Raw genomic sequence first — 2550 nt, forward strand, 5'->3', positions numbered from 1 at the left:
CCCGTTCACCGATTTTCACGCATTTTCCTCGCCTATCTGTGCGTTCAGCATGGCGTAAAGCGCTTCGGCCTGATCGTGCAGGTGCTCACAGCAGCCGGCAGCCTCATCCAGATCCATCTGCTCGAGCCGCTCAAGGAGGAGAAGTGTCTGTGCGCGGATAAATTTGGCCATATTGAGGGCGGCGGATTCCTGTCTGGTCACTGGTGATTTTCCCCGTCTGGTGATGATTTTTGCGTGAAAAGAGCATGGCGTCATTCTGGTGCATAGTCATGCATGCCGTTAAAATTTAACAGGCGCGTTTCTGACGGGTTCCGGGGTGGTTTGTTGTGGTTTTTGTCATGGTTTCGTCAGGAACGCGCTGAACGCGTCTCAGGCGGTGCGGGCAACGGATGTTATGGTAAATTCTTGGGGGCTTGATTATAAAATACCGCACTTCCTCTTATGTCTTGTGCTTTTTAGACAACCCTGAAAGCTTTTAGCTTTGGTGATGCAATTTGCTGGGATTTTGGCGGAGAACCACAGGTAAAGAAAAAGGCCACATTAGCGGCCTTTTTCGGAGAAGATGCTCAGTGCGGAATTTCGGAGACTTCTTTAACGTCGGTTTTATTGATCTGCTGTTTGACACCATTCGCGTCTGTATAGCCAAGCAGGCCTGAGTCTGATTCTTTAGGTTTGCCGTCGCTGACAATAGTGCGACCGTCATTGGTGTGTATGGCATAGCTTGTGCGCGTGCAGCCGGTGAGGGCTGAAAGCGCAACTGCCGCTGCGAACACTGAAACAAAAATCTTTTTCAAAGCCAGCTCCTTTTATCCATATCAGTTTTGGTCACTAACCATCTAACTATAGGTCATTTTTTATGTGAAAAGAGGCTTGATGGTGGGCTGTATATCGAGTTAGGCGCGAGGTGCTATGGTCAAAGTGTGGTGTCAGGCGGGGAGGAGGCTTATATGAGATGTAATCCGGCCGATACATATACCAAGATGATTTAAGTATTCCTCTTTGTGAGGTTGGATGTCTAATTTATAAAGGATCTTCTTGAGATCCTTTTTTTCCGCGCGTAATCTCTTGCCCTGTAAACGAAAAAACCACCCTGGCAGGTGGTTTTTCGAAGGTTAGGTAATCCTGGCAGATCCCCTAACCGTGGTAACAGTCTTGTGCGAGACATGTCACCAAATTTGTCCTTTCAGTGTAGCCTCACTAAGGCCGCCACTTCAAGAACTCTTGAGACATCTCTCGCACATCCTGTTTGCCAATGGCCGTTGCCAATGGCGATTAGTCGTGTCTTTCCGGGTTGGACTCAAGTTGATAGTTACCGGATAAGGCGCAGCGGTCGGACTGAACGGGGGGTTCGTGCATACAGTCCATCCTGGAGCGAACTGCCTTCCCGGAACTGAGTGTCAGGCGTGGAATGAGAAACCGCGGCCATAACAGCGGAGTGACACCGGTAAACCGAAAGGCAGGAATGCGGGGGAGCACGAGGGAGCCACCAGGGGGAAACGCCTGGTATCTTTAAGCCGCATCGGGTTTCGCCACCACTGATTTGAGCGTCAGATTCTGTGATGCTTGTCAGGGGGGCGGAGCCTATGGAAAAACGGCTTTGGCGCGGCCTTATGCTTTCTTCGTTAAGTATCTTCCTGGCATCCCCCAGGAAATTTCTGATCCATCCGTAAGCCCGTCCCGCTCGCCGCAGCCGAACGACCGAGCGGAGCGAGTCAGTGAGCGAGGAAGCGGAATATATTCTGTATCACATTTTCTCCTGACGCGTTTTCTTTCACTTTCTGCGCCTGTCTTATGTGGCATTAATGCTATGTGTTACTGCCATGCTACATCTTAAGCCAGTATACACTCCGCTAGTGCTCCGTGACTGGTCCGGCGCTGCGCCCGGAACCCGCCTGTACCGGTTCAGCAGCCGTTCCGGCCTGACTGCAATTTTTTTTTTTTCATCCCTGCCCGCTACCCTGTAAACCTTTCTTCTGCGTTGCCGTTAACAGTAGGTAAGCCATGTTTGGTTTTTCTTCCGGAGCCCTGATGACTCTTAGTGATGATGAGCGACACCTGCTTGTGTCCGTTGTTTCGGTCTGGCTACGGCGTGCCGGAGGGGATGCCGGAGCCATGATGCTGGATGCATACCGGCAGATTTTGTCTGAAACCGAACCGGCCGTAAGGACTGTCATGCTCGAATTTCTTGAATCCGTTCGCATTCATTACATTTCGTCCTGAGCATTTTCTGTATTTCTGTCCATACTTAAACGAGGCGGCCGTCACGGACGGTGGTCGTCGTTCCATGATGCTGTTATGGACGAGTGAGAGTAATCTAATCTAACTTGATTGAGTTCCGGGCGTGCCGCCCGGTTTTTTTTGCTGTTTCCCGGTGTCCGTTCCGGGACAGGATGTGCATTTGTAATACCGCGCACGCGCCGGCATCACAAATACCCTGGTCAGGGCTGCGCCCCGACACCCCGCCATCGCCTCACGGCCGCGCACTGAATTGCGCACCCGTTCACCGATTTTCACGCATTTTCCTCGCCTATCTGTGCGTTCAGCATGGCG

General features: G+C 51.5%; 3 protein-coding genes. 1 reads left to right on the forward strand and 2 read right to left on the reverse strand.

The genetic code is table 11. The features are described from left to right. Positions 1-15: 15 nt before the first annotated feature. Together ACSVHP_RS22845 and ACSVHP_RS22850 are read right to left on the reverse strand one after the other, a co-directional pair. Positions 16-201, reverse strand: a complete 186-nt coding sequence (locus ACSVHP_RS22845; protein WP_013772937.1) for a Rop family plasmid primer RNA-binding protein — start codon at positions 199-201, stop codon at positions 16-18. Between the two features lie 365 nt (positions 202-566). Beyond that, complete coding sequence (locus tag ACSVHP_RS22850) at positions 567-794, reverse strand: YgdI/YgdR family lipoprotein (protein WP_021243043.1); 228 nt, start codon at positions 792-794, stop codon at positions 567-569. A gap of 1207 nt (positions 795-2001) precedes the next feature. Here ACSVHP_RS22850 and ACSVHP_RS22855 point away from each other — a divergent pair. Continuing rightward, positions 2002-2220: a hypothetical protein gene (locus ACSVHP_RS22855; RefSeq protein ID WP_198129632.1), complete on the forward strand. Its 219-nt coding sequence runs from the start codon at positions 2002-2004 to the stop codon at positions 2218-2220. Positions 2221-2550: the final 330 nt, after the last annotated feature.

The organism is Enterobacter sp. 186315 (assembly GCF_053290175.1).

Coding starts and splice junctions, on each gene's coding strand:
- ACSVHP_RS22855 (WP_198129632.1), top strand. CDS start 2,002: ATGTTTGGTTTTTCTTCCGGAGCCCTGATGACTCTTAGTGATGATGAG.